Annotated in this window: 15 protein-coding genes; 5 read left to right on the plus strand and 10 right to left on the minus strand. The window is 70.0% G+C overall.

All coding sequences use genetic code 11. The features are described 5' to 3' along the window. Window positions 1-55 precede the first annotated feature (55 nt). Window positions 56-1,033 (minus strand): 1,4-dihydroxy-2-naphthoyl-CoA synthase, encoded by a 978-nt coding sequence (locus ACFWN7_RS12415; RefSeq protein ID WP_376939122.1) that lies wholly within the window; start codon window positions 1,031-1,033, stop codon window positions 56-58. Window positions 1,034-1,083: 50 nt separating this feature from the next. On the opposite strand from ACFWN7_RS12415, the gene ACFWN7_RS12420 reads away from it, so the two are divergent. Then, window positions 1,084-2,106, plus strand: coding sequence for an o-succinylbenzoate synthase (locus tag ACFWN7_RS12420; RefSeq protein WP_376939123.1), 1,023 nt, complete (start codon window positions 1,084-1,086; stop codon window positions 2,104-2,106). Window positions 2,107-2,133: 27 nt separating this feature from the next. Here the strand turns inward: ACFWN7_RS12420 and pulA are convergent, their stop codons facing one another. The 8 genes from pulA to ACFWN7_RS12460 all read right to left on the minus strand — a co-directional run bounded on the left by pulA (window position 2,134) and on the right by ACFWN7_RS12460 (window position 17,050). Further along, entirely contained in the window at window positions 2,134-8,193 is a 6,060-nt protein-coding gene (gene pulA, locus ACFWN7_RS12425; protein ID WP_376939124.1) for a pullulanase-type alpha-1,6-glucosidase, read from the minus strand. Window positions 8,194-9,188: 995 nt separating this feature from the next. After that, window positions 9,189-9,425, minus strand: coding sequence for a hypothetical protein (locus ACFWN7_RS12430; protein ID WP_376939125.1), 237 nt, complete (start codon window positions 9,423-9,425; stop codon window positions 9,189-9,191). Between the two features lie 128 nt (window positions 9,426-9,553). After that, complete coding sequence (locus tag ACFWN7_RS12435; RefSeq protein ID WP_376939126.1) at window positions 9,554-12,124, minus strand: ATP-binding protein; 2,571 nt, start codon at window positions 12,122-12,124, stop codon at window positions 9,554-9,556. A gap of 60 nt (window positions 12,125-12,184) precedes the next feature. Beyond that, window positions 12,185-13,126, minus strand: a complete 942-nt coding sequence (gene ccsB / locus ACFWN7_RS12440; protein WP_376939179.1) for a c-type cytochrome biogenesis protein CcsB — start codon at window positions 13,124-13,126, stop codon at window positions 12,185-12,187. Between the two features lie 51 nt (window positions 13,127-13,177). Beyond that, a complete protein-coding gene (locus tag ACFWN7_RS12445) occupies window positions 13,178-14,971 on the minus strand; it encodes a cytochrome c biogenesis protein ResB (RefSeq protein WP_376939180.1) in 1,794 nt (597 codons plus the stop codon). Between the two features lie 10 nt (window positions 14,972-14,981). Further along, window positions 14,982-15,737, minus strand: a complete 756-nt coding sequence (locus ACFWN7_RS12450) for a cytochrome c biogenesis CcdA family protein (protein ID WP_376939127.1) — start codon at window positions 15,735-15,737, stop codon at window positions 14,982-14,984. Between the two features lie 15 nt (window positions 15,738-15,752). Next, window positions 15,753-16,367: a TlpA family protein disulfide reductase gene (locus ACFWN7_RS12455; protein WP_376939128.1), complete on the minus strand. Its 615-nt coding sequence runs from the start codon at window positions 16,365-16,367 to the stop codon at window positions 15,753-15,755. Continuing rightward, window positions 16,367-17,050, minus strand: coding sequence for a histidine phosphatase family protein (locus ACFWN7_RS12460; protein WP_376939129.1), 684 nt, complete (start codon window positions 17,048-17,050; stop codon window positions 16,367-16,369). The genes ACFWN7_RS12455 and ACFWN7_RS12460 overlap by 1 nt, the downstream gene beginning before the upstream one ends. 73 nt (window positions 17,051-17,123) lie before the next feature. Between ACFWN7_RS12460 and aspS the strand changes: the two genes are divergently transcribed. Together aspS and ACFWN7_RS12470 are read left to right on the plus strand one after the other, a co-directional pair. Further along, the gene (gene aspS / locus ACFWN7_RS12465; RefSeq protein WP_376939130.1) at window positions 17,124-18,509 is read left to right on the plus strand and encodes an aspartate--tRNA(Asn) ligase; all 1,386 of its coding nucleotides are present in this window, start codon (window positions 17,124-17,126) and stop codon (window positions 18,507-18,509) included. 60 nt (window positions 18,510-18,569) lie between these two features. After that, window positions 18,570-18,932 carry a DUF2255 family protein gene (locus ACFWN7_RS12470; protein ID WP_376939131.1) on the plus strand — a complete coding sequence of 121 codons (363 nt, stop codon included), beginning with the start codon at window positions 18,570-18,572 and terminating at the stop codon, window positions 18,930-18,932. 30 nt (window positions 18,933-18,962) lie between these two features. On the opposite strand, the gene ACFWN7_RS12475 is transcribed toward ACFWN7_RS12470, so the two are convergent. After that, window positions 18,963-19,388, minus strand: coding sequence for an ester cyclase (locus tag ACFWN7_RS12475; protein WP_376939132.1), 426 nt, complete (start codon window positions 19,386-19,388; stop codon window positions 18,963-18,965). A gap of 138 nt (window positions 19,389-19,526) precedes the next feature. Between ACFWN7_RS12475 and ACFWN7_RS12480 the strand changes: the two genes are divergently transcribed. Together ACFWN7_RS12480 and ACFWN7_RS12485 are read left to right on the plus strand one after the other, a co-directional pair. Next, on the plus strand, window positions 19,527-21,194 hold the full coding sequence (locus ACFWN7_RS12480) for a LuxR C-terminal-related transcriptional regulator (protein WP_376939133.1): 1,668 nt from the start codon (window positions 19,527-19,529) through the stop codon (window positions 21,192-21,194). 142 nt (window positions 21,195-21,336) lie between these two features. Beyond that, a complete protein-coding gene (locus ACFWN7_RS12485) occupies window positions 21,337-22,683 on the plus strand; it encodes a flavin monoamine oxidase family protein (protein ID WP_376939134.1) in 1,347 nt (448 codons plus the stop codon). Window positions 22,684-22,688: the final 5 nt, after the last annotated feature.

Below are 22,688 nucleotides of genomic sequence, written 5' to 3' on the forward strand. Positions count from 1 at the left end.
ATCCGACGCCGAAACCCGCACGAGCGGTTTCATCGCGCGCACCGGACCGAGAGGCTCAGAAGTGCCACGGGTACGGGCCCCAGTCGGGATCGCGCTTCTCGAGGAACGCGTCGCGCCCCTCGACGGCCTCATCGGTGCCGTAGGCGAGCCGCGTCGCCTCCCCCGCGAAGACCTGCTGACCGACCATGCCGTCGTCGACGGCGTTGAACGCGAACTTCAGCATGCGGATCGCCGTCGGCGACTTCGTGAGGATCGTACGGGCCGCGGCGATCGCTTCGCGCTCGAGCTCGGCGTGCGGCACGACCCGGTTCACGGCGCCCATCTCGTAGGCGCGCTCGGCCGAGTACTCCTCCGCGAGGAAGAACACCTCACGGGCGAACTTCTGCCCGATCTGGCGCGCGAAGTAGGCCGACCCGTATCCGGCGTCGAAGCTGCCGACATCGGCATCCGTCTGCTTGAAGCGGCCGTGCTCCCGACTGGCGATCGTGAGGTCGCAGACGACGTGCAGCGAGTGTCCGCCGCCTGCCGCCCAGCCGGACACGACCGCGATGACGACCTTCGGCATGAAGCGGATGAGCCGCTGCACCTCGAGGATGTGCAGGCGGCCGAGACCCGCTGAGGTCGATGAGCCTGTCGAAGCGCCCCCGGCGGGGTTGCTCCCTTCGGCGGGCTCAGGGAGCGACCCTTCGTACTTGTACCCGTCGCGCCCGCGGATGCGCTGGTCGCCGCCCGAGCAGAACGCCCAGCCGCCGTCCTTCCTACTCGGGCCGTTGCCGGTGAGCAGCACGACGCCGATGCGGGGGTTCGTGCGCGCGTCCTCGAGGGCGCGATAGAGCTCGTCGACCGTGTGCGGGCGGAACGCGTTGCGCACCTCGGGCCGGTCGAACGCGATGCGTGCGATCCGTCCGTCGCGCGAGTGGTGGTACGTGATGTCGGTGAGCGCCTGTCCGAGACCGGCGGCTGATCCGGTGACGGATGCCGCGGCATCCGTCCACTCGCTCGCATCGAACAGTTCGGAGACCTCGCGTGCCATGCGCCAAGCCTATTCCCGCGCCCCGGGCCCGACCGTGCCACGATGATCACGTGACCGACGACGCCGCGCCCGCCCGCACGCTCCTTCCCCCGCTCGCCGACCTGGTCGCCACTGCGCGGGTCGTGGCGCTCCCTCTCGTGACGCGGTTCCGCGGCATCGACGTGCGCGAGGCGCTGCTGTTCGAGGGGCCCGAGGGGTGGACGGAGTTCTCGCCGTTCACCGAGTACGACGACCACGAGGCAGCCGTCTGGTTGGCCGCCGCGATCGAGTACGGCTGGAACGCACCGCCGCCCGCCGTGCGCGACCGGATCCCCGTGAATGCGACCGTGCCGGCCGTCGACCCCGACAGCGTCGGCGCGGTGCTCGACCGGTTTCCCGGATGCCGCACGGCGAAGGTGAAGGTCGCGAGCGCCGACGGCACGCTCGCCGAGGATGTCGCCCGCGTGCGCGCCGTGCGCGAGGTGGTCGGGCCCGAGGGGCGCATCCGCGTGGACGCGAACGGGGGCTGGAACGTCGACGAGGCCGAGCACGCCATCCACGCCCTCGCGCAGTTCGATCTCGAATACGTCGAGCAGCCGTGCCCCACCGTCGACGAGCTCGCCGAGATCCGCCTGCGCACGAAGTACATGGGCATCCCGATCGCCGCCGACGAGAGCGTGCGCCGCGCGGATGACCCGCTCGCCGTCGCCGGGGCGGGCGCCGCCGACCTGCTCGTGATCAAGGCGCAGCCGCTCGGCGGCATCCGCCGGGCGCTGGGGATCGTCGAACAGGCCGGGTTGCCGGTGGTGGTGTCGAGCGCACTCGACACGAGCGTCGGGCTCGCGATGGGCGCGCAGCTCGCGGCATCCGTTCCCGAACTCGAGTACGACTGCGGCCTCGGCACGGCGTCGCTGCTGGCGGCGGATGTCACGCGCTCGCCGCTTCTCCCCGATGGCGGGTCGATCGAGGTGCGCCGGGTGCTTCCCGACCCCGAGCTGCTCGATCGATACACGGCACCACCCGAGCGCGTCGAGTGGTGGATCGAGCGGATGGGGCGGGTGCACGCGGTCCTCACCGCACGGGCGGTCGAGTAGCGACCTCCTCGACCGCCCGGGGGCGGGCTACCAGATCAGGATGGGCACCGGGAACGACGTCGAGTCGCCGTAGCCCTCTCCGCCGTCGAACGACGCCCGGATGATGTGCAGTCCCCGGCTCAGCTTCGGCAGCTTGACGGCGATGCGTCCCCGATCACTCTCGGCGAGCTCGACGGTGGCGATCACCGTGCTTCCGTCGGTGATCGTGACGGTGCCCTGGGGCCTCGAGCCGTCCAGCGCGAACACCCCGCCGACGTACGTCACCGCCGCGCCGGCCCTCGCGATGAGCTTGTTCGGGGCACCGATCGTGAGCGTGGCCACCGCCGGGGGCGCCTGCTCGTCGACCAGCACCGCCACCGAACGTGCGGGCACGGTGACCGACCCGGTCGCGGCATCCCACGTGGTGCCCTTGACGACCGCATCGGCACCGTCCGCCTGCGCAGCGGTCAGCGCGAACTCGCGACCCGCGAGCCCGTCGACCTGCTCGGTGATCGCCGACGGCGACGCGTTGAACACGACCAGCGCACCGTCGAGCTCGGGGTCGACGTCCGCGCCCACGAGGTCGTCGATCTGCATCACGATGAGGCCCGGCGTGGCATCCGGTCCGCTGTTCGGGAACGACACCTTCTCGTCGATCAGCGCGGCCGAGCCGAGCTGCAGCAGGTCGACCTCGTCGCGCACCCGCAGCAGGTCGAGAGCGGATGCCTCGGCGGTCGCCATGTCGGCCGCGGTCGGCTTCAGCGCGGGGTTCGCGAGCAGCGGCGCCATGATCGGCCACTTGCCCTCGTTGTCGGCCGCGGGCGGCAAACCCGACCCGAAGGTCGACTCCTGACCGGTCCAGTCGATGCGGTTGAACCAGTCGCCCGAGTTGTAGCTGTTCCGGTCGAGCGACTTCGAGCGCAGCAGTTCGGTGCCCGCGTGCCAGAACGAGGGCGACTGCGACAGCGTCACGGTCGCGAGCGACAGCGTGTTCATGCGCACCCGGTCGGCCATCGACGTGTCGGTCGGCAGCTTGAACACCGACAGGTCGTAGAGCGTCTCGTTGTCGTGCGCGTCGACGTAGTTGATCACCTCGTCGGGCTGGTCGGCGTAGCCGGCCGGCGATCCGCGGTAGTCGAGCTGGTCGCCGCGCATGATCTGCCCCGAGGCATCCGTCAACTCGTAGGCACGCAGGTTGCCCACGAGACCGAGCTTCACCAGGTCGGTCTGGTGCGCCAGGTCGGCGAGCGCCTGATCGGGCGTGCCGTTGATGGGGTCGCCGTTCGGGTCGGTGCCGAGGCCCGTGCCGTAGCCCTGCACGAACGTCGAGCTCCCGTCGACCGGACTGCCGCCGTGCACCGCGTCGCGCAGTCGGTCGTTGAAGGTGCCGATGCCGGTGCCGCCGAGCTGCCCCTGCGTCGCCTGCTCGAACAGGGCGTTGTTTGCGACCTCGCCGAAGTTCCAGCCCTCGCCGTAGAGGTAGATCGCCTTCCCGTCGACCCCGTCGTTCTCGAGGGTGAGCTCGTCGAGGGCGGCCCGCACCGCGAGCATGTTGGCCTTCGAGTGGTGGCCCATCAGGTCGAAGCGGAACCCGTCGACCTTGTACTCCTTCGCCCACAGCACAACGGAGTCGACCATGAGCTTCTGGGCGACCTCGTGCTCGGTGGCGATGTTCTGGCAGCACGTCGAGGTCTCGACGGCGCCGACCGAATTCAGGCGCTGGTAGTAACCGGGCACGATTCTGTCGAGCACCGACTTCTCCCCCTGGCCGGATGCCGCGGTGTGGTTGTACACCTCGTCGAGCACGACCTGCAGGCCCATGCCGTGCAGCGCGCCCACCATCTCGCGGAACTCTCCCACACGCGCGGCGCCGTTCGGATCGACCGCGTAGGAGCCCTCGGGCGCCTGGAAGTGGAACGGGTCGTAGCCCCAGTTGAAGCCGTCGAGGTCGCGGATCGCGTTGATGCATGCCTGCTGCTCGGCCGACGCGGGACCGAACGACGCGAGATCGCAGTCGGGCGTCGCCTGCGCGGCGCGGTTCTCCTCGATCGTCGCGATGTCGAACGTCGGCAGCAGGTGCACCGTGTTGATGCCGGCCTCGGCGAGCTGCTCGAGCTGCGCGGTGCCGGCGCTGTCGCGCGTGAAGGCGCGGTAGGTGCCGCGCTCGGCCTCTGGCACGGTCTCGTCGGTGATCGAGAAGTCGCGCACGTGCAGCTCGTAGATCGCCCGGTCGACGGGACGCTCGATCACGGGAGCGGGCGTCTCCACCCACTGCTCGGGCTCGATCGACGGGTCGTCGAGGTCGACGACGACCGAGCGTGCCGAGTTCGTCGTGAGCGCGATCGAGTACGGGTCGGTCACCGAGTTGGTCTCGATCGCCCCGGTCGTCGGCGCGTACACCTCCAGCGCCCAGCGGTACTCGTCGCCCGCGGTGAGGCCGTCGACGCTCCAGGTGCCGTCGGCGGCGTCGAATGCCGCCGCGATCACCTCGGGGTCACCGGATGACCCGGCGCTCCACCTCTCGAGTGACACCGCCTGCGCGGTCGGCGCCCACAGCGCGAGACTCGCGGCGTCGCCCTCCCAGCTGACGCCGAGCGGCACGGATGCCACGGCGTCGGCGTAGAGGTCGTCGAGCATGCCCGGCAGCTGCACGCCGGTGAAGGCGCTGAGCGCATCGTCGCCGGTTGAGCTCGTCGAAACCCGCTGCGCCACTGCGAGCTGCTCGGTGAGGAGCTCCTGCACCCCGGCACGGTCGAGTCCGACCGGGTGCAGGGCGAGGAATCCCTCGAGCGCCGGGAACGTCGCCAGCTGCTCGTCGGTGAGCCCCTCCGGGTCGAATTCGAGCTCGACGGGCTCGCCACCACCCGTGACCGCGCCCTCGGCGACGGCGAGTGCGGCTTCCGCCGAGTGCTCGAGCGTCCACGTGGCATCCGTCGCCTCGGCACCGTCGAGCAGGTCGGCCGGCCAGGCGAGCGTCTGCTCGTCGATCCAGTGCGCCCGCGATTGGCCGACACCCGCGAGCGGCGGGTCGGTCACCACGATCTCGAGCACGTAGGTGGCGAGCGTGTACCGGAACTCGACGAGCTTGCCGGTCGTCGCGGTGAACGTGTAGTTCGGGCCGCCGGGAACGCCCCCGACGCCGTAGTTCTCGTCCCAGCTCTGCCCGTGCGCGACCTTCACCTCGTACGATCCGGTCGGGATCGCGTCGGTCGACCACGTGGAGACGCCGTCCTTGTCGCCGTCCTGCATGAGCGACGCGAGGCAGTCGGGCTGCCAGTCCCCGGGGCATCCGACCTCGGACTGGAAGCTGCCGGGCAGCGTCACGACCGGGCCCTCGGCGGTGGATGAGACGACCTTCGTGTCGGGGTTCCAGAAGAACGTGATCGGGCCGCCGGGGTGCGAGTACGTCACGTTCGGGCCGTTCTGCTCGCCGTTCACGCCGTAGTTCACATCCCAGCTGCCGTTGATCGCAACCTTGTACTCGTGGTCGCCGGCGGGCACGTCGAAGGTGCCGGTGTAGACGCCGTCGGCGCGCAGCGTGAGCTTCGCGACCTCGCAGCCAGGCGCCCAGTCGCCGGCGCAGCCCATCTCGGAATTGTGCGATCCGGGCACGGTCACGAGGTCGATCGGCTGCTCGGGCTCCTCCTCGTCGGCGAGGTTCACGGCGTTGCCGACCGACGCGTAGGTGCTCGCCGCCGAGCGGTTGCCGGCCGCGTCGGTCGAGATCGCGCGGTACTCGATGAGCGTGCCCTTCGCCAGCCCGGCGGTGTCATGGAAGACGCGGGGGCTCGTGTCCTCGGCGGTGCCGAGCGCGTGCCAGGCATCGTCGCTGGTCGCGCCGGCGACGCGCCAGGCGAAGCTCGTCTCCTGCCAGGTCGCGTCGTCGACGTCGGCGGCGACCGGGGTCACGCCGGTCACGCCGTCGCCCGCTGCGGGAGTCGCCACCGAGATGGCGGATGCCGCGTCGGGCGCGCTGACCGTGCGGTCGGCCTTCAGCACCACGGCGCCGAGCGCCGGCACGGTGACGGATGCCACGCCGTCGGCGTCGGCCGTCACGCTCGACGGTCCCTGAGCCTGTCGAAGGGACTCATACAGCACCGTGAACACGCCGCCGTCGGTGAGGGTCGGGATGTCGACCGTGCGCGACTCGTTCGCGTTGTTCGCCGCCACCAGGTGTTCGACCTGCTCGGTGCGGTCGACCCGACTGAACGCGTAGACGCCGGCCCCGTTGTCGACATGGCGCTCGATCTGCGCGCCGGTCGAGAGCGCGGGGTGCGCCTCGCGGAGGGCGGCGAGTGCGGCGATGTGCTCGTAGAGCGGGGCATCCGTGCCGAAGCGGTCGACGCTGCCCGCCGTCTCGCCGGTGACGAGCGGCTGGTTCTGATACTCGGCCACCTGGCTCGCGAAGAGCGTCTGACGTGCGTCCTTGTCGCCGCCGGTGCCGGCGAAGCCCTGCTCGTCGCCGTAGTAGACCACGGGCTGGCCCCGCGTGAGGAAGAGCAGCTCGTGCGCGAGCTCGTCACGCTGCAGCGGGGCATCCGTCGACTGCAGGAAGTGGCCGACGCGACCCATGTCGTGATTGCCGAGGAAGGTCGGCAGCGCCGTTGCCGATGAGTCGGGCGTCGTGTAGTAGTCGTCGCCCGCGAACAGGGACTGCAGGTTCTTCGCCGAGTTGCCGGCCGCGAAGCTCACCGCCTGCGACTGGAACGTGAAGTCGAGCACCGAGTTCATGTCGGTCTTGCGCACATAGGGGCTGAGCTTCACCGGGTCGGCGTCGTAGACCTCGCCGAACATGAAGAAGTCGGGCTTGCCGGCGGCGTGCGCGTAGTCGAGCACCTCGGTCGACCACTGCTCCCAGAACTCGAAGTTCACGTGCTTGGCCGTGTCGATGCGGAAGCCGTCGATGCCGAGGTCGATCCACTGCTGGTACACGTCGACGAAGCCGTCGACGACGGTCGGGTGCTCGGTCATCAGGTCGTCGAGGCCGACGAAGTCGCCGAACGTGACCGATTCGCCCTCCCACGTCGAGTCGCCGCGGTTGTGGTACAGCGTGGGGTCGTTGAGCCAGGCCGGGACCTTGAGGTCGGCGTCCTCTGGCGCGATCACGGGCGTGTAGGGGAAGCTCGTCTCGGCGTCGAGGGCCGGAAAGTCGGCGCCCGTATCGCCGTCGGCGTAGTCGGCCGGGTCGAACGCATCGCCGTCGGCGTCGCGGTAGGGCTCGGTGGCCTGGTCGATGTACGAGTACCGGCCCTCTTCGTAGTCGATGACGTCGGCGGTGTGGTTCGTGATGATGTCGAAGTAGACCTTGATGCCCTTGGCGTGGGCCTCGGCGATGAGCGCCTCGAGTTCGGCGTTCGAGCCGAGATGCGGGTCGATCCGGGTGAAGTCGGTGATCCAGTAGCCGTGGTAGCCGGCGCTCGCGTTCGCGCCCTCTCCCTGTACCGGGCGGTTCTCGAAACTCGGCGTGAGCCAGATCGCCGTGGTGCCGAGGCCGTCGATGTAGTCGAGCTGTTCGCGCAGGCCCGCAAGGTCGCCGCCGTTGTAGAAGCCCTTGTCGGTGGGGTCGAAGCCCGTCGTGAGGCGGTCGCCGGTGAGCCCGCCCTCGTCGTTGGCGATGTCGCCGTTCGCGAAGCGGTCGGTCATCACGAAGTAGAACACCTCGTCGCTGCCGGGCTGGCGCACGGGGTCGGCGACGAGCGCGGCGTCGGATGCCTCGTCGTAGGCGCCGCGCAGCGTCGCATCGGTCGCCTCGAGGCCGACGCGCTTCAGGATGTCGTCGAACACGACGCGCACCGGGGTGTCGCCGGCGACCGTGAGCGGGATGTTGTCTCCGTCGCCATTCAGGCCGTAGGCCTCGTCCCAGGTGTCGTTCACGGCGACCTTGTACTCCCAGGTGCCCGCCGGGACCGTGAACTCGGCCGAGTAGACGCCCGGCGTGGCCGTGGAGTGCAGGTCGGTCGCCTCGCAGGCCGGGGCCCAGTCCTCGGCGCAGCCGAGCTCGGACTGCAGTGAGCCGACGAGGGCGAAGGTGCGCGGCTCCTCCGCCGCTGCCGCGACCGCGAGGCCCGGAACGAATGCGATGGCGGATGCCGCGAGGGCACCCGCCACTGCCGAAGCGAACCACCTGCGAGCGCGCGCGCGTTGCGTCATCCTTGACTCCCGATTCCCGGCACGACCCCGTGCCACCGACACTGTGGGCGACGCTAGCAGCGGCGCGCGTGAAATTGCAAGCGCTTGCAAGATCTGATGTCGCTGGTTCTCTGCGCATCTCGGAACGTCGTCACGTCAGGCCATCCGGCCGATCCACACCGTGGAAACGCTGTCAACATGTGCCACCCGGTCGGTGCGTCGCCGAGTGCCCACGTCGCCGCATCGCCCTCGCCACATCGCCCTCACAGCTTCGCCCTCACCGCCTCACCCGTGCCACCTCACCCCCGCCGCCGTACCGATTCCCGTGTTCCCGCGGGTCCGCCCGCAGAAACCCGGGATTCGAGATGTCGTACGATGCCGCGCCCCGTCGCCATCCGCCCGATTCCCGTGTTCGTGCGGGTGCGCCCGCAGAAACCCGGGACTCGCGATGTCGCACGATGCCGTGCCCCCGTCGCCACCCGCCCGATTCCCGTGTTCGTGCGGGTACGCCCGCAGAAACCCGGGGACTCGCGATGTCGCACGATGCCGTGCCCCCGTCGCCACCCGCCCGATTCCCGTGTTCGTGCGGGTCCGCCCGCAGAAACCCGGGATTCGAGAAATCGCACGATGCCGCGCCCCGTCGCCATCCGCCCGATTCCCGTCTTCATGCTGGTGCGCCAGCAGAAACCCGGGACTCGTGATGTCGCACGATGCCGTGCCCCCGCCGCACCTACCGATTCCCGTGTTCATGCGGGTCCGCCCGCAGAAACCCGGGACTCGCGAAACCGGTGCGTTCGGGTGGCAATGAACTCGGGGATCACGTGCCAAGCCGGCCGACCGACGGGGACCGCCGGATTCACAAGAGCCGGGTTCACAAGAGCCGGGTTCACAAGAGCCGGGCTCACAAGAGCCGGGTTCACAAGAGCCGGGCTCACAAGAGCCGGGCTCACACGAGCGGGCTCACAGGAGCCGGCTCACAAGAGCCGGCCGACGGCCACGCTGCTGAAGCGCTCGTCGCGCAGGCGCTCGGCCGCGACACGCCGCTCATGCAGCTCGGCCAGGACCTCTCGGCTGTGACGCTGCTCGTCAGCCCTGCTCCACGCGACCAGTCGCATACCGACCCGCTGGGCCAGACCGGCGAGACCGCGAGCCGCGTGGCCGCCGACCTCGGGCGCCGGGGCGGTCGTGCTCATGGAGAATGCGGTGTCCATGATGATCCTTCTTCGGTGCAGGGCCCGCCGTGTGCGAACCGTGAAACCAGTCCAGCGCCACAGGGGGTTCCGCCTCATCGGCGACGGGTACCGAGATCAGCCGCCCGGACTACCGAGATCTCCGCGGCTCACGCCGAGAGCACGCCGAGCTCGCGCGCGGCACGGACGGCGTCCAGTCGCGAGGCCACCCCGAGCTTGGTGAGCACCGCGGCGACATGGCTGTCGACCGTGCGCACCGACACGACGAGCCGCTCGGCGATCTCGGCGTTCGTCAGGCCCTCGGCGAGGAGCCGCAGCACGTCGACCTGCCGGTCGGTCAGGCCCTCGGGGTTGCGCCGAGTCGGCTTCGACGGCCCGCGCGGGATGCTGCGCACCCCACGGTCGCGGAGGTCCGCACGCACCCGTCTCGCGAGCGGTATCGCACCGATGCGATCGAGGATCGCGACCGCCGCGAGCAGGTCGGCCTCGTGCGGGCTCTCGGCCAGCGCGGATGCCTCGTGGTAGGGGCATCCGATCGACCGCCAGATCTCGGCGGCACGCTTCCAGTCCCCCCGTGCCTGGACGGCGAACGGGTGATCGCCTTCCGGCACCGCCACCTTCTCGCCCGCCCGACGGAGCAGCGACGCGAGCTCGGCCTGCAGGTTGACGTCGTGCAGTCGCACCGACTCGTCGTACGCGGGCCGGGCGATCGTGCGTACGGAGCCGAGGTCTCCTCGCAGCAGCGCGGCCTCGGCGAGCGCCGCCGCAGCCGGGCCCGTGCGTTGCAGCTCGCCGAGGCGCTCGGCCACTCGGCCGGCCTCGTCGAGGGTCTCCTCGCCGGAAGGATCGCCTCGGCGGATTCCGGCCGTGCCTCTGACCAGAAGCGCGACGCAGTGCAGCGCGGGCAGCGACTCGGTCGTGTGACCGGCGGCGGCGACGGCCTCGTCCCATTGCGCTCGGGCGAGGTGGAGTCGCCCGCGTTCGGCTTGCTGGTAGTTCCAGAGACCGACGACCTCGGCGCGTTCGGAGATCTCGAGTGCCGGTCCGAGGTAGCGATCGGCGAGGTCGAGGCGGTACTGGTCGAGCAGGCTCCAGACGAGGTTCACGTGCGCGCGCGCCGCATCGTCCATGAAGTTCCCGGCGACCGCGATCTCCGCCGCCTCGAGGAGCTCCGCGATGCCCTCGTCGCGGTTCTGCAGCAGGTGCGCGGTGCCGAGGTTGTTGAGCGCGTGCGACAGCGCCATCCGCTCGCCCGCCTCCCGCGCGAGCGCGGCCGCGCGGGTCGCGAGCTCGATCGCTCGTGGGAGGTGGTGTGCGAGCATCGCGAGCTGCGCCTCGTTGCTCAGCGCGAGGGCGAGCAGTCCGCGATCGTCCGACCCGGCGAGCTCCGCCGACGCCTCCGCGCCCGCCGCCTCGGCCGCGGCCCGGTTCCCCGCCAGCCACTGGAACCTCGAGAGCCAGCGCAGGCTCGCACCGAGTGCGGTGTGGTCGGGATGCCCGCGCCGCAGGCGCACGACCTCGGTCTGCGCTTCGATCGACTCGGGACCACGCCCGAGGGTGTACGCCTCGATCGCGTAGCCCTCGAGGAGATCGATGCGCACGACGGGGCCGTACCGAGCGGCGTGCTCCAGCGCCGACAGGTAGTGCGCGGCCGCCTGCCGGTGAGCGCCGCTTGTCGCAGCATCCCGAGCTGCCCTCGGCGCCCATTGCACGACCTGGTCGACATCGCCGGCCTCCTGCGCGTGTGCGACGATGCGGCCCGGGTCGGCTCCGACCTCGAGCAGCATCGCGAGCACCCGGGCGTTGAGGTCGATGCGCAGCGACGACGGCAACGCGTCCACGATCGCGCGACGTGTCAGCTCATGCCGGAACTGCACGGCTTCGGGGCGCACGGTGAGCAGGCCGGCCTCCTCGGCGTCGCTCAAGGCACCGGGGCCACCCGGCACGAGGCGAGCGAGCTCCGACGGGCCGATGGCCGAGGGGACGACCGCGAGCTGCTCGACGTGCGCCTGGATCGAGCGGTCGAGACGACGCAGGCGTGAGGTGACCGCATCGACCACGGTGCGCGGCACGTGTGCGGCATCCGCCGACGAGACGATCTCGCTCACGAAGTACGGGTTGCCGTCAGTCAGGGCGAACACCCGGTCGGCGTCGAGTCCGCGATGCGCGGTCAGCTCGGCGACGGCCGCCGCCGACAGGCGCCGCACCGGGACGTGGCGCACGTTCACCCTCAGGTCGCCGAGCAGCCCGGCGAGCGGATGACCGCGGTCGAGCTCGTCGTCGCGGTAGGTGAGCACGAGCACAGCGGGGAGCGTGTCGATGCGCCGCGCGACGAAACGAAGCGCATCGAGCGTCGCCTCGTCCGACCAGTGCACGTCCTCGACGACGAGAACGGTGCCGGGTGCCGAAGCGAGCTCCTCCTGGAGCGCGGTGAAGACCTCCTCACGGTCGCCCGCGCGGAGTGCGTCTCCGAGTTGCGGTCCGACCTGCGGGATCAGGTCGCGCAACGGCCCGAGCGTGCGCGGCGTCGACAGCGCGTCGCAGGCGCCGACGAGCACGCGGCTGCCGTCGGCTGGGCGTTCGCGCAGCGCGCTCACCAGGCTGGACTTGCCGATGCCCGCCTCGCCGTGCACGAGGAGCACGCTCCCGCGTCCGTCGATCGCGGCATGCACCGCGTCGCCGAGCTCGGCGAGCTCGGACTCGCGCTCGAGCAGCCTCATGATCCGATCGTGCTCGTGACGGTGCGCCGCCGCAACCGGGCCGCCCCTGAGGCATCACGATCACAGCCCCGAGTACGCGTGCAGTCCCTTGAAGAACAGGTTGACGACCGTGAAATTGAAGAGCACCGTCGAGAAGCCGATGATCGCGAGCCACGCCGACCGCGACCCGCGCCAGCCGCGCGTCGCCCGGGCGTGGATGTAGCCGGCGTAGACCACCCAGATGATGAAGGTCCACACCTCCTTGGTGTCCCAGCCCCAGTAGCGGCCCCACGCGGCCTCGGCCCAGATCGCGCCGGCCATGAGGGTGAACGTCCACAGGATGAAACCGATGATGATCACCCGGTAGGCGAGGTTCTCGAGCGTCGCCGAGTCGGGCAGCGTCGCGAGGAACGACCGCTTCACGGCCTTGGCGGATGCCGCGACTGATTCGCGCCGGGCCTGCAGGAGCTGCACGACCGAGAGCGCGAACCCGAGCGCGAGGAAGCCGACCGACGAGGTCGCCACGAACACGTGGATGACGAGCCATGCCGACTGCAGCGCGGGCGGCAGCGGCACCACGCTCACGTAGAAGTTCACGGTCGCCACGCCCAGGAGCACGAGCACGAGGCCCGTGACGAACGTGCCCAGGAAGCGCAGGTCGTGCTTGGCGACGACGAGTACCACCAGGTACACGGTCGTGATGACGAGCGTGCCCGTGAGCGCGAACTCGTACATGTTGGCCCACGGCACGCGCTCGGCGGCGATGCCGCGCAGCACGTCGGCCGTGAGGTGCAGGAGCCAGGCGATGACGGTCATCGCGACGCCCACGCGCAGCGACGGCGAGCGCCCGTAGGCGACGGATGCCGCGGGCGTCGGTGGTGCGGCCACGATCGTGCCGCCCCGGGCGGCCGCGGCCTCGCCGGCCGGCACCACGTTCGCCTGGTCGGCCGCCTTCGTGACCGCGGCGGAGCGACGCGCGAGATCGATCGCATAGGCGACGAACGCGATCGCGTACACGGCCATCGCCGAGTACACGAGGATGATGGAGATCTCGTCGAGCGTCACTGTTCCACCTTACGTCGAAGGATTCGCGCGGCCATCGGCCGATTCGCGGGATGCCGCGCCCGCATGCCGGTCGGCGAACGCCGCCACCGCGTCCTCGAGTCCGGGATCCTCGCCGCGCGCGAGGCCCGCGTACTCGAGCACGACCGTGCCGTCGGGACGCCGTGCCGCTTTCACCCACATGCGCCGTCGCGGAACGAAGAGCGACACGAGCAGCCCCGCGAGGATGAGCACCGCGAACGCGAGCACCCACAGCTGCGAGGGGTCGTCGTGGATGTCGAAGCTCGCGAAGCGCGAGACGCTCTGCGCGTAGTCGTCGGTCGCGGCATCCGAATCCGCGGCATCCGGGTCCGCGGCATCCGCGTCACCGGCGCCGGGCGACACGTCCTCGAACGTGATCGTGCCGAGGCCGTTCGGCAGCTCGACCGTCTCGCCGGGCATGAGCTCGATCGAATCGACGCCCGTCGTGCCGCCGGTGAGCTGTTCCATGGTCGACGGGTCGAGGGTGTACACCGATGTGGGCGTGCCCTCGTTGATGCCGAGATCGCCCTGGTACACGTTGAGCGTCAGCACCGGGAAGATGAGGTCGGGATAGCTCGAGGTGTACGCGCCCGAGGCGAGCGTGGTCTGCGTCGGATAGAAGAAGCCCACCATGCCGACCTGCTGCTCGAGCCCGTCGGGCACCTTGACCACGCCGATCGACGTGAGGTTCGCGTCCTGCGGCAGGAACGGCACCGCGTCGGTGAACACGACCTCGCCGCCGGGATCGCGCACCGTGATCGTCGGCGCGTACCCGTTGCCGAGCAGGTACACGTCGGTGCCGTGCACGCGAAGCGGCTCGTTGACCTTGACCACGCCCGACTCCGATTCGCCGCCCTTCGCCTGCACCGAGACGTTCGCGGTGAAGTCGATCGGCTGCCCGATCGCGTCCTGGTTGCGCGTCTCGTAGACGGCGTCGAGTCGCTCGAGCGAGAGCCGGTAGGGATCGAGAGTCGTGTCGTCGAAGAAGCGGCCCGGGTTGAACGAGTCGTAGGCGGCGAGCGTGTTCACGAACGACTGGCCCTCGACCACCACGCGCTGGCCCGCGAATCCGAAGCCGCCGCCGATGCCGACCGCGACGAGCACCCCGACGAGCGCCGTGTGGAACACGAGGTTCCCGGTCTCGCGCAGGTAGCCGCGCTCCGCCGAGACGGATGCCTCGCCGCGAAGCTCGTAGCGCTCGACCCGGTACCCCGCCTGCTTCAGCTGGGTGGCCGCGGCGGAGATCGCGGCATCCGCTCGCTCGGACGCCGAGCTCGTCGAAGCGGAGCCCCCTTCGGCAGGCTCAGGGAGCGACAACGGCCGTTCCGTGTACCCCGCGAGCCGCGACAGGCGCACCGGCGTGCGTGGCGGCCGCGCCCGCAGCGCCTCGAAGTGGTGCTTGGTGCGCGGGATGACGCATCCGATCAGCGACACGAACAGCAGCAGGTACACCGCCGAGAACCACGCCGAGGTGTAGACGTCGAACATCTGGAACCCGTCGAGCACGGGCGCGAGCTCGGGATTGTCGGCGAAGTACTGCGTCACGCCGTTCGGGTCGCTCGAGCGCTGCGGCACGAGCGATCCGGGCACCGCGGCGATCGCGAGCAGCAACAGCAGCAGCAGGGCGGTGCGCATGCTGGTGAGCTGCCGCCAGGCGAAGCGCACCCAGCCGACGAAGCCGAGCTTCGGTTGCACGACGGCGCCGTCCTGAGCCTGCCGAAGGGATGCCGCATCGCGGGCAGTCGCGCGCTCGGGCGAGTCGATGTGGTCGTCGGGGCGCGACAGCGCGTCGGGGTCAGATCGCGGGGACAAAGCCGGTGATCACCGCCTGGAGCTCGTACATCCAGATGGACCAGAGGCCCGACACCATGAAGACGCCGATCGCGATGAGCAGCGACCCGCCGATGAGGTTGATCGCGCGGATGTGGCGACGGAAGAACGCGAGCGACCCCGTCACCCAGCCGAAGCCGAGGGCGACGAGCAGGAACGGGATGCCGAGGCCGATGCAGTACGCGAGGCCGAGCAGCACAGCGCGACCTGCCGATTCCGAGTCGGCGCTCAGGGCGAGCACCACTGCCAGCGTCGGGCCGATGCACGGCGTCCAGCCGAGTCCGAACACGATGCCGAGCAGCGGCGCCCCCGCGAGGCCCGTCGCCGGACGCCATGACGGCTTGATCGTGCGCTGCAGGAACGTGAACCGCCCGATGAACACCAGCCCCATGACGATGAGCAGCACGCCGAGCACCCGGGTGACGACCTCGCCGTAGGCGTTGAACCACGCGCCGGCGACGCCGGCGAGCAGGTTGAAGGTGACGAACACGAGCGTGAACCCCGCGATGAACAGGATCACGCCGAGCACCAGCCTGCGCCGGTTGCGTCGTTCCTCGGTTGCCACGGCCGAGGCATCCGCGAACCCGCCGAGGTAGCCGAGATACCCGGGCACCAGCGGCAGCACGCATGGGGAGAGGAACGACACGAGGCCCGCGGCGAGCGCAATGGGGACGGCGGCGAACAGCTGCCCGTTCAGCACGATCTCGCCGATGCCGCCCATGCCGTGTCGCCGGCCCTATGCCTGCTCGGCGAGCAGGTCGTCGATGATCGTGGAGAGGATCGAGGCCTCCTCGAGCTGCCCGAGCACCCGCGCGGCGACCCGGCCCTCCTGGTCGAGCACGATCGTCGTCGGCACCGCGGCCGGCGGCACCGGGCCCGCGAACGCGAGCTGCGCCGTGCCCGACTCGACGTCGAGGATCGACGGGTAGCCGACGCCGTACGCCTCCTCGAACGAGGCCGCGGTTCCGGCCTGGTCGCGCACGTTGACGCCGACGAAGCTCACCTCGCCGGGGTCCTGCTCGGCGTGCACCTGCTCGAGGATTGGCGCCTCGACCCGGCACGGGGCACAGCCCGCATACCAGAAGTTGACCACCTGCACCTTGCCCGAGGCATCCGCGGAGTCGAATCGAGCACCGCCGGTCGTTTCACCGTCGAAGGTGATCGGTTCGCCGCGCTGCCCCTCGGCGTAGACCGAGATGGTGCCGTCGCCGGCGATGTAGTTCTTGCCGCTGCCCTCGCGGAACTGGTCGGCGAGCGGATCGCTCGCGCAGCCGGTGAGCAGCAGGGCGGATGCCGCGGCGAGCGCCATCCCGGCGGTCGAGTAGCGACGCAGGAGCGTATCGAGCCGCATCACACCGCCCCCACATCGGTCGCGTGCACGGCCAGGCCGGCCGCCGGATCGCGGTAGCCGACCTCGACCCAGCCGGTCCCTGAGCCTGCGGTGCCCTGAGCCTGTCGAAGGGTCGAAGGGCGCCGCTCGAACGTCGTGATGCTCGAGAGCGCGCAGCGGCGGCGGCGGGGGTCGTGGGCGAGCTGCTTCGCGGCGACCCTGCGGTGCACCATCCAGATCGGCAGCTGGTGGCTCACGATCACGGCGTCGCCGTCGTCGACCCCGTCGCACGCCTCGTTCATCGCGTGCAGCATGCGGGTGACGACCTCGCGGAACGGCTCGCCCCAGCTGGGCTCCCACGGGTTCACGAGGTAGGTCCAGTTGCGCACGTCGCGGAGGGCGCCGTCGCGCCCGGTCATGCGCTTGCCCTCGAAGCGGTTCTCGGGCTCGATGACGCGCTCGTCGAGGATCGTCTCGAGGCCGAACGCCGCGGCAATGGGTTCGGCTGACTGCTGCGTGCGCTGCAGCGGCGACGAGACGAGTGCACTGATCGGACGGCCGAGGGCGACGAGGTCGGCGGCGGCGGCCTGCGCCATCCGACGCCCGAGGTCGGAGAGGCCGTATCCGGGGAGTCGACCGTAGAGCACGCCCTGGGGGTTGAACACCTCGCCATGGCGCACGAGATGGATCTGCTCGGCCGGCACGGCTTCCAGTCTAGAGAGCGGTTCCCTTTGAATCCGCCGAGGAGCCAGAACCCCACCGGTAGGATGGTCGATCGTGACCTCCAGCCCCCGCACCCTCGTCAAGAACCTCGCCGCGCTCCCCGACGGCACCGTCACCGTCGCCGGATGGGTCGAGACGGTGCGCGATCAGAAGAAGGTGCAGTTCGTCATCCTGCGCGACGAGTCGGGGGCGGTTCAGCTCGTGAACCCGGCGACCCGTGAGCTCGACCCCTCGCTCACTGAGCCCGTCGAAGTGGCCGCGGCCCCTTCGACAGGCTCAGGGAGCGCCGCTCGCCTCGCCCTGACCGAGTCGATCTCGGCGCTCACGCACGGCTCGTTCATCATCGTCACCGGCGAGCTGAAGCACGACGAGCGCGTGAAGCTCGGCGGCATCGAGGTGAAGATCGCGTCGCTCGAGGTCGTCGGCGAGGCGAACCCCGAGACCCCGATTGCGGCGGACTCGAGCCTCGACAAGCGCATGGACTGGCGCTTCCTCGACCTGCGGCATCCGAAGCAGCACCTCATCTTCCGCATCCAGACGACGTTCGAGCACGCGCTCCGGCAGTACTGGATCGACAACGACTTCATCGAGATCCACACGCCGAAGCTCATGGCCTCGGCGAGCGAGTCGCGTGCCGAGCTCTTCGAGGTCGGCTACTTCGACGGCACGGCCTACCTCGCACAGAGCCCGCAGTTCTTCAAGCAGATGGCGCAGCCGGCCGGCTTCGGCCGGGTCTTCGAGATCGGGCCGGCGTTCCGCGCCGATCCGTCGTTCACGTCGCGGCACGCCACCGAGTTCACGTCGATCGACGCCGAGATGAGCTGGGTCGACTCGCACGAAGACGTCATGAAGATGCACGAGGAGCTGCTCGTCGCCGGCATCACCGCCGTGAAGGAGAAGCACGGCGCCGAGATCGCCGACCTGTTCGGCATCGAGCTCGAGGTGCCGACGACGCCGTTCCCGCGCATTCCCCTCGCCGAGGCCAAGCAGATCGTCGCAGACCGCGGCTACGTCATCCCGCGCGACGACGCAGACATCGACCCCGAGGGCGAGCGTCAGATCTCGGCGTACGTGCGCGAGACCTACGGTCACGACTTCGTGTTCCTGACCGACTGGGACATCAGCCTGCGGCCGTTCTACCACATGCGCCACCCCGAGCAGCCGACGCTCACGAACAGCTACGACCTCATCTACAACGGCGTCGAGATCTCGACGGGCGCGCAGCGCGAGCACCGCATCGACGTGCTCGTCGAGCAGGCTCGCGAGAAGGGGCTCGACCCCGAGGAGCTCGGGTTCTATCTCGACTTCTTCCGCTACGGCGTGCCGCCGCACGGCGGGTTCGGCATGGGGCTGGCCCGCGTGCTCATGCTCATGCTCGAGGAGCACTCGATCCGCGAGACCACGTACCTGTTCCGCGGACCGACGCGGTTGCTTCCGTAGCCTTCCCGTCATCCCCTTCCGACGGTCATCCAGCAGGGGCACAATGGCGTTGGGAGCATCATGAACGTCGAAGCATTGCACGCGTACCTCGCAGACCGTTCCGTCGTGACGGTGGTGACGACGAGGCAGAACGGCGACGACGTGTCGACGCCGATCTGGTCGGTGGTCGTGGATGACGTGCCGTACATCCGTTCCGAGTACGGCAGCGACGGACGGTGGTATCGACGGGCGACCGCGCGGGGTCGTGTCGGGTTCGAGGTCGGCGACGATCTCGAGCGCGTCGTCGTCGAACGGGTGACGGATGACGCGGAACTCTCCCGTGTCGACGATGCCTACCGCGTGAAGTACCGCACGAGTTCGTCCTCGCTCGAGATGATGCTCAGGCCGCTTGCTCGCGCGTGCACGCTGCGGATCACGCCGTGAACGTGAAATGACGACGACGGCCGCGTCGGCTCACGCCACGTTGACGAGCCCGACTTGCGCGAGCAGGCGCGAGACGTCGAAGTAGCGTCGTTCCTCCTCGACGAAGCCGTCGCGATCGAGGCGTGAGAACACGGCTCCGGGAACGTCGATCGTGCTGCCGGTGGGCGCGATCTCGCCATCGGGCGTGGACAGGGGGCCCAGGTGGGTTCCGATCAGTCCGTAACGGAAGGCGATGGCCGACTGGTCCTGGAGCACGTCGAGCAGCGTGAACCGGGCGTCGGGAATGGCGCGGCGCAGGTCGGCGGCGTCCTGCTCGACCGCCGCCCGTCCGCGAAGCGGCTGCGGGTACAGCGGGTCGTGGACGATCGCGTCCTCGGCGTAGATCGCAGCGAACCCTGCCGGGTCGTCGCGGTTGAACGCGTCGATGGCGCCCGCATATCGCTCTCGTGGGATCATGGTTCGGCTCTCCTCCGGGCGGGAGATCCGCCCTTGGAACGATGATGCGATCCGATTGGCCTCAACGGATCGGGCACCTGACCCATTTTCGGCCCGACGCTCGGCCGGCTGCGCCGGTGGCGCTGCGACAATGGTGAGGTGACCGCGCAGTCCGCGCTCGATCGTGGCACGGCCGCCATGTCGGCGGGCGACTGGGCGGCGGCGCGCACTGCGTTCGAGGCGGCCGTGCTCGAGACGGGCTCCGCGGCATCCCTGGCCGGCCTGGGCGACGCGCTCTTCTTCCTCGGCGACATGAGGGAGGCGGTGCGGTTCCGGGAGCGTGCGTACGCCGTGAGCCTCAGGTCGGGTGACCGCGTCGCCGCCGTCGACTCGGCGATCTGGCTCTGCCTCTCCTATGGGATGGCGCTCGGCAATCGGGTGGCCGCCAACGGCTGGCACACCCGCGCGCGCAGTGTGCTCGCCGGAGACGAATCGGTCCTGCCGAGGGGGTGGCTCGCATACGAGGGCGCGCTCCTCACGACCGACACCGCCCGCAGCCACGAACTGCTCGAGCATGCGCTCGCCGTGGCACGGGATGTCGGGAACCGGGACCTTGAGCTCTGCGCGCTCGCCGAACGGGGTGTCGCTCGCGTGAAGCTCGGCGAGACAGCGGCCGGCCTGTCCGATGTCGACGAGGCCATGGCCGGCGTCATCGCCGGCGAGCCGGCCGACTTCTTCACGGTCGTGATGTCGGCGTGCTCGATGATGACGGTGTGCGACATCACGGGAGACCTGGACCGTGCCCGAGCATGGTCGGATGCCGCCGACGCGCTCATGGAGGGGCGCGGATGCCCGTACCTCTTCGCCGAATGCCGCGTCTCATATGGTCGCGTGCTCATGCTGTCGGGCAGATGGCCGGAAGCCGAGGCCGAGTTCACCCGTGCGGCGACTGTCGCAAGGGGGGCCTTCCCCGCCATTCACGCTCGCGTCGTCGCCGGACTGGCGGAGCTCCGCACCCGGCAGGGGCGCCTGGAGGAGGCGGGGGCCCTCATCGAGCGTGCCGGCGCGCCGATACAGGCCGCCGTGGCCGCCGCCGGCCTTGCATTGCGCCTCGGCGATCCGGCGAGCGCCGTCGCGCTCGTCGGCCGGTGGTTCGACTCCGATTCCATGAACACCGCGGTTCCCATGCACGCCGGCGGCCACGGGCACTCGATCGAGGCGGCGACGGCCCTCGCCGTCAAGATCGAGGCGCTGCTCGAACTCGGCGAATGTGCGGCCGCGACGTCGGCAGCGGCGATACTCGATGAGCGGAGCGCCGTGAGTCGCCCGGGGATCGATGCCGCACACGCCGCGCTCGCCCACGGACGGCTGGCGACCGAGGCATCCGTCGCCGTGCGTTGCTTCGAGCGTTCGCTCGAACTCTTCGCCGCGATGAACCTGCCTCTGGAAACCGGTCGCGTGCGGCTCGAACTCGCGCGCAGGCTCGCACCGGACTCGCCACCACTTGCGACCGCCGAGGCCCGTGCGGCCCTCAACGCCTTCGATCGGCTCGGAGCGTCCGGAGACGGCGACATCGCCGCCGAGATCCTGCGCAGTTTGGGAGCGCCGGGGCGACACGTGCCGCGCTCATCGGCACGGCTGACGCGGCGCGAGCAGGAAGTGCTCGATTTGATTGCAGACGGCCTGACGAATCCCGAGATCGCCGCGCGTCTGCACATCTCGCGGAAGACCGCTGCGCACCACGTCAGCAACCTGTTGGCCAAGCTGGGTGCGAGCAATCGGGTGCAGGCGGTCAAATACGCGTCCGGGAATCGAACCGGCGCATGAGAACGGCTGGTCGTGCGGTCTGAGGGATGCGCGCGCTCTTCGAGCGGGGGTACATTCGTCCCAGATCGACCCGACGCCACATTCTGCCGGGTCCGCGGCGAAGCGGGAGATGATGCGCCGCGAAGGTCGGGAGGAGGACCTCATGAGAAACTCGGATGGATCCACCGGGACGACGACCTCCGAGGCTGAGACCACCCAGGACGTGCACGACGTCATCGTCGTGGGTGGCGGCCTGGCCGGGCTGACGGCTGCCCGCGAGCTGCGTCGCGCCGGACTGAGCGTGCTCGTGCTGGAGGCACGCGACCGACTGGGTGGGCGAGCCTACTCCAGCCAGCGGTTCGGCGGCGATGTCGAGCTCGGTGGAGCGTTCGTGCACTGGTTCCAGCCGCATGTCTTCGCCGAGATGACACGGTATGGGCTCTCCTCACGAGTGCTGCCCCTGCCGCCTCGGTGGTCGTATCGCGGCGACGGTCGACTGCACGATCGTCCGAGCTTCGAGATGGCCATGCAGCTGCAGGGTGCATTCGATCGTCTCTACCCCGACGCGCGAGACATCTTCCCGCTTCCGTACCAGCCTCTCGCGGTTCCCGAGGAGGTCGCAGCGGTGGACCACCTGAGCGTTCAGGACCGCATCGACGCCAGCGGCCTGAGCGCCGACGAACGCGACATCGTGAACGCGATCCTCAGCACGTCCTGCTCGGCGCGATGCTCCGAGTCAGCGTTGACCTCGATGATGCGAGAGTTCTCCCTCGCCGGGTGGAGCTTCACCGCCATGATGGACACACTCGGCGCCACAGCCCTGCACACGTCGGACCTCGTCAAGGCTGTGGCGACCGACGGCGAACCCGCGATCCGGCTGACCACGCCGGTCGATGCAGTCGAGGAGGCTGACGGCCGAGTCACAGTGGTCGCCCGCGACGGCACGCCGTTCACCGCGGCGGTCGCCATTGTGGCCGTGCCGCTGAATACGCTCGGGGCCCTGCACTTCCAGCCGGCGCTCGGTGCCGCAAGACTTTCGGCGCTCTCCCACGGGCATGCCGGCCGAGGCATGAAGGTGTGGGCGCACGTCCAAGGGCTTCAGGAACCGGTATTCACCACAGCTCCCGATGACCTGCCCCTGACCGCCGTGGTCACCGAGCAGGTCCGCGACGACGGCAGCCAGTTCGTCGTCGGGTTCGGCCCCGACGCGATGCGCGTGCCGCCGAACGACGAGACAGCGGTGCGGGACGCGCTCGCCGGGATGCTTCCCGCCGAGGCGCACATCCTCGGAACCGACGGCCACGACTGGTGCGCCGACGAGTTCTCTCGCGGCACCTGGTCATCGTTCCAGCCGGGACAGCTGTCGACGTTGCCCGCGCTCCAAGCTGCCCATGGCCGGGTGCTCTTCGCCGGATCCGATATCGCGAACGGCTGGAACGGCTTCATGGACGGTGCCATCGAATCCGGCCTCACCGCCGCACGATCAGTCACTCGGCTGCTGGCTGCATAGCGCGA

Origin of the sequence: Agromyces sp. NPDC058484, assembly GCF_042720415.1 — a bacterium.
In the GTDB taxonomy this organism is placed as follows: Bacteria; Actinomycetota; Actinomycetes; order Actinomycetales; family Microbacteriaceae; genus Agromyces.